The sequence below is a fragment of the uncultured Streptococcus sp. genome (genome assembly GCF_963545685.1).
Taxonomy (GTDB): domain Bacteria; phylum Bacillota; class Bacilli; order Lactobacillales; family Streptococcaceae; genus Streptococcus.
Genome location: NZ_CAUUKN010000072.1, coordinates 1 through 5209, shown reverse-complemented (window position 1 = coordinate 5209; position 5209 = coordinate 1). Strand labels below are relative to the sequence as shown.

The window sequence follows — 5209 nt, the reverse complement described above, 5'->3', positions numbered from 1 at the left end:
AAAACGAGTTCAGTCGAACTCGTTTTCTTATACACTATATTTCAATAAATGCTTAATCCGTTCCACACTTTCATCAGGACCATAAGCATTTGGGTATCTGTCTAATTTACTGATAGCATCAAGGTCTGTTTGGTCTAGGTGAAAGTCAAAGCTATCAAAGTTTTCCTTCATGCGTTCAATATGGGTGCTTTTAGGGATGGTTAGAATACCTTGTTGAGTTTGCCATCTGAGGATGACCTGAGCAACTGTCTTGCCATGTTTTTTAGCGATAGCAGTTAGGGTAGGGTCCTGAAAAATACCATCCTCCCCTCTGTGAAAAGGAGCCCAGGCTTGCGTTAGGGTGCCAAATTCTTTATCAGCTTTCTGGATAAGTTTGTGCTGTTTATAGGGATGCAACTCGATTTGATTGACTGCTGGAATAACAGGTGTCTGTAAGGCAAAATCTGCCAAACGCCCTGTTGAGAAGTTAGAAACTCCGATGGCTCTGATTAGTCCTTCATGTTGGAGTTCAATCATAGCACGCCAGGCACCATGTAAGTCGCCAAAAGGTTGATGAATCAAATATAAATCAAGATAGTCAGTATCTAGTTTGCGGAGTGTTTCTTTTAGGGCTAATTTAGTATCTTCGTAGCCAAGCTGGCTAATCCAGGCTTTACTAGTAAGGAAAATATCTTCACGAGGGATACCAGATGCCTTAATGGCACGTCCAACAGCCTCCTCATTTCGGTAGAGACTGGCTGTATCAATCAGACGATAGCCTACAGAAAGGGCATCTTTAACGGCTTTTTGACATTCTTTTTGGTCAAATATTTGCCAGACCCCAAAACCGAGTACGGGGATTTTGATGCCATTATTAAGTGTTTGAAATTCCATTTCTTTCTCCTTAATGGTGTGGTACTAGACTATCTTGAATTTCTTCGATAAATGCTTGAATAATTGCAGATTGTTTTTGTTTATTGTTGGTTACAAAACCCAAAGTGTGTTTGGGGCTATTTTTAAGTGGTAGAAGGACGATTTGATCCTTGATGAAACTATTAACAATACCGAGACCAGAAGCGTAACTATCAGAAGCACATAGCAGATTCATGACACTACCTCGATCATTGCTGTAGATAACTTGCTGGTCAGGCAGAACTTCCAGCGGATCCTCGTCGAAATGAATTCCAGAGCTTTCCTGACGAAAACGGACTTGTGGATATCCCTCTAAATCCTTGAGATTGAGGGATTTTTTGTGAGCCAAGGGATGTTGGCGACCTAGAAAAATCTTGGTTTCAAAGTCTCCAAGTGGGGTGAAAGTCAAATCCATGTGTTGAAAACTGCGCTCTAGGATATGGGCATTGTCGTCATCTAGATAAATAATCCCCAAGTCACTCTCGAAACTCTCCACACTTTTGAGAATCTTCCTAGTCGTTGTTTCAATCAGTTGAAATTCTTGATAATCACTACGAAAACGTTGGGCAATGTGTGCCATGGGTAGGGACAAGAAATCGTAGTGGTGACTGGCAACAGTGAATGATTTCTTAAAGGATTTACGGTAACGTCCTTCTAGGAGATCTAATTCTCCAAGAATACGTTTGGCGTATTTGAGAAAATCATGCCCGTCATCAGTCAGTTTGGCTCCAGTATTAGAACGCTCAAAGAGTTGGACGCCAAGTTCTTCCTCTAAATCACGGATGGATGCTGAGAGATTTGGCTGTGTTAAAAAGAGCTTCTTAGCTGCCTTACTAAATGAGCCTGTTTCAGCGATGGTCTGTACATAGCGACATTGTTGAAAATTCATAAGCATCCCCTTTTAAAGATATGATTGTAGGTCATATTATAACAAAATGAGAAGCCTAAAATCAGCAAAATCCCGATAGGAATAGATGAAGACTTGATATGAAATTTCTATGGATAGGTCTTGGAGGAATAATTAATAATGGAAGGTGTGATGCTTCAAAAATAAGCTTTGCTAATAAACGAAAAAACGCATCCACAGGTTAGATACTAACAATCTAACCTGTAGGATGCAGTTTGAAATACTAGTTACTAAGGTATCTAATGGCTTCCAATTTTTTAGGACGAATGAGGAAGAGTCCTATTGCAATTAATGGTAGAAAGAAAATGAAATTCCAGATACTCGTAGCTGGAGCAGCTTGTGTTGATTGCGAGAGAAGTACACTTGCAAAATCAATCAAAAAGTGTAGGAAAATAGTCCACCAGAGGCTACCGGTACGTAGGTAAATAGCAGCAAATAATATGCCAATGGCTGTCGCATAATAAACCTGAAACAGTGTGGCGTTCAGGGGTTGGTGGGTGAGATTTCCTAGATGAGCCAATCCAAAAAATAAGGCTGATAAGAAGACTCCTTCTAAGACCTGTTTTGAAGATCTAATACCATCTTGGAAGGCGAGTTTAAGGAAGAGTCCACGAAAAAAATATTCCTCAAAAAAACCAGCCCCTAAGGCAATAATCATGGCAGTGCCAATCATATGAGGTGCCCTACTGATACCAAAAGCACTAGCAGAAACATAGAAAAGATCTGCCAAAAGAATCAACCAACAAACACGTAAGGTTTCAGACCAACTTATCTTTTTAGCTAATTTGAGTTTTAAACCTAGTCGCCTATGTACTAGGAAGTAATATCCGGATCCAAGAACAATCGTTTTAATGAGATAGGCTAGACTCTCAGGCAAGGGACTAAGAGTCAAACGAAGTACAAGGTTCGCAAAAATAATACTAATCCCCAAAAGGATCAGTGCTTTAATTTCTTTTTTTGTCATAGAAAAAGTTCCCCAACTTTCTTAACATTTTTTTCAAGCATACGATTAAAAGCGCTTAAAGTCAAGGTCTTGAAGAGATTTTTTCTGTACTTTACTTATGAAGAGACAGTTCTTAATAACAGACTTCTAAAGAGAGAATATATTGTGTAATGTAAACAGGTTTTTGATGAGAAAAATTAACAATTGTAAGAGAAAGCTCAGCGAAAACCCCACCATAATCTTACGAATAACATTAAAATGTAAAGAAATAGTTAAATTATAACAAAAGTGTGTCAAAATTTAAAACTATGTAGCAAATGTATAATATTTTTTTTAGAAAACTATTGCTAAATTTTGAAAATCGAGGTAGTATATTAAACGGTGAAGAAAATAGGTTAATAAAACGTTAACCAAGAAGGAGAAAGTGTAAATGAAAGTCAATCCATTTAAAACAACATTGTATTCAAGCGTATTGCTTGCAGGACTCGCAGCTACAAGTCTAGCTGCTGCAGATGAAGCTAAAGATGTAACAGCAACTACTGATACTGATGCAACAGTCTCAAATACGACTGCAGAATCAAGTGCTAGCCTTGTAAAAACAACAGGTGACGCAGCAGTTGTTACAACAGTACCTGGAACAGAAGAAACAACAACTACTGAAACAGCAACTACTGAAAAAACTACAACTAAAGCTATTGCAGAAGTTTCAAATCCTGACTTCAATAACGCTGTTGAAGCTGCAACAACGACTGCAGCAGCATCAAAAGATTCTGCTGATGTTAAAGCTGTTCAAGATCAAGCAGCTAAAGATGCTCAAGAAGCTTCAAATACAGTTGTTTCTGAAAATAAATTGACACGTGAAGAAGCTGACGCAGCTCTTACATCTGCTAAAGCAAATATTGTTGCTACAGGGGGATTCACCGCTACAGAAGAAGCAGGTGTTAAACACACTAGTGTAGAAGCTGCTAATAATGACAATAAAGTTCAAACAACAGCTTTGACAACTGCAGTTTCAGAATATAAACAAAAACTTGCAGATTACAAGACACAGTTGGATAAATACTACCAAGACGTTCTTGCTTATGCTGCTTGGGAAAAAGCTTATAAAGAATATACTGGTGGAACAACAGCTCGTCTTTTGACAAAAGGATTGGCTGAAACTGCTACTGGTTTGATTTATGAAACAGAATCTAATGCTACTATGACTATTGAAAATTCAGCAGGTTCTGTTGACTACTTGGATAAAACAATCCAATCAGGTCACTCAGTAGATGACATTCTTGAACAATTTAATACATCTCGTTATATTCCAAGCGACTTTAGTGCGGTTAACGGTACACAATACACTATCAATGCTGATGGTGAGTACACTGAAGATGTATGGTTGAAGATGGCTACAGGTCAAACATTGACTGTAACATACAACAATCTTAACGGAACATCATACAATGGTACTCCAGTTAAGAAAATCGTTGCAACTTACACTTTAGTAGAAGCACCAAGTACAGATGGTTCTGCTATTGTTAAGTTGTACCACGATCCAACCAAGACACTTTTCATTGGTTCACAAACTGACGACACTAACAAAAAACTTCATGTTAAGATGAACTTGAACTTCTTTGATTCTGAGTCATCAGTGACACCACTTGATTTGTCTAAGAATGGATCAGTTTTGAGTATCTCATCGCTTAACCACTGGAACACTGAACTTGGAAACCACATTGAAAAAGTTGGTTTGAATGGTAATGAATACGTTCAAATCCCTGGTTCATCTATCACTTTGCATGAGGATGGTTATGCTTATGCAACAAATGATAATTCATTTGTTGCTAACGGTTCCCGCCTTAACAGTGATCCAACAGTTGATCCAACAACTGGTGAAGTGACTGATGAAGGTTGGGATGCAATCAATCCAGTTGGAACACCTCGTACGACGAATGCCTACTACGGTGCAGCTGCAACAATCTTCAAAGGTGAACCAATGGACTTCATCGTAAGCGGAAATAACCTCAATGTTCCAACTGCCTATTGGTTCGCAACAAACTCAACAGTGGTTGTTCCTGAATTGCCAGAAGAACCAAATAAACCAGTTCTTCCAAATACAGTTTCAGCGTCAGTTACTTACCATAGAAACTTTGTCTCAGTTGAAGAAACAACTGAGAAACCAAAACCACAAGTACCAACAACTCCAGCTGAGCCAACTCCAGGTAAACCTGTAACACCAACATCAGTACCTGTAAAAGAAGAAACTCCAGCTCTTCCATCTACTGGTGAAAAATCAACAGCAGCTTCTGCAGCAGCAGGTGCAGCAATGGTTACATCAGCTTTGGCCTTGTTCGGTATCTCAACTTACAAACGTAAACACTAAGATAATACTTCAAAAGCTAGGGATATTCCTTGGCTTTTTGGCTCTTTGTCAACTGTAGTGGGTGACGAAAAGCTAACATCTAGAGAGGACCGGATAGGTC

The 5209-nt window shown here is 38.8% G+C and carries 4 protein-coding genes; 1 reads left to right on the top strand and 3 read right to left on the bottom strand.

Annotated elements, in window-relative coordinates; translation table 11 throughout:
• Positions 1-27: 27 nt before the first annotated feature.
• The 3 genes from RWZ99_RS08665 to RWZ99_RS08655 form a co-directional block, all read right to left on the bottom strand.
• Positions 28-873, bottom strand: coding sequence for an aldo/keto reductase (locus RWZ99_RS08665; protein ID WP_314678104.1), 846 nt, complete (start codon positions 871-873; stop codon positions 28-30).
• Positions 874-883: 10 nt separating this feature from the next.
• Positions 884-1780 (bottom strand): LysR family transcriptional regulator, encoded by an 897-nt coding sequence (locus RWZ99_RS08660; protein ID WP_314678102.1) that lies wholly within the window; start codon positions 1778-1780, stop codon positions 884-886.
• A gap of 241 nt (positions 1781-2021) precedes the next feature.
• Positions 2022-2762, bottom strand: coding sequence for a CPBP family intramembrane glutamic endopeptidase (locus RWZ99_RS08655; RefSeq protein ID WP_314678099.1), 741 nt, complete (start codon positions 2760-2762; stop codon positions 2022-2024).
• A 409-nt stretch (positions 2763-3171) separates the two neighbouring features.
• Between RWZ99_RS08655 and RWZ99_RS08650 the strand changes: the two genes are divergently transcribed.
• Positions 3172-5109, top strand: coding sequence for a GbpC/Spa domain-containing protein (locus RWZ99_RS08650; protein ID WP_314678096.1), 1938 nt, complete (start codon positions 3172-3174; stop codon positions 5107-5109).
• Positions 5110-5209 lie beyond the last annotated feature (100 nt).

What these genes read in the sequence shown, in the direction of transcription:
- RWZ99_RS08665 (WP_314678104.1), bottom strand. Translation starts at nt 873, where the DNA reads ATGGAATTTCAAACACTTAATAATGGCATCAAAATCCCCGTACTCGGT.
- RWZ99_RS08660 (WP_314678102.1), bottom strand. Translation starts at nt 1,780, where the DNA reads ATGAATTTTCAACAATGTCGCTATGTACAGACCATCGCTGAAACAGGC.
- RWZ99_RS08655 (WP_314678099.1), bottom strand. Translation starts at nt 2,762, where the DNA reads ATGACAAAAAAAGAAATTAAAGCACTGATCCTTTTGGGGATTAGTATT.
- RWZ99_RS08650 (WP_314678096.1), top strand. Translation starts at nt 3,172, where the DNA reads ATGAAAGTCAATCCATTTAAAACAACATTGTATTCAAGCGTATTGCTT.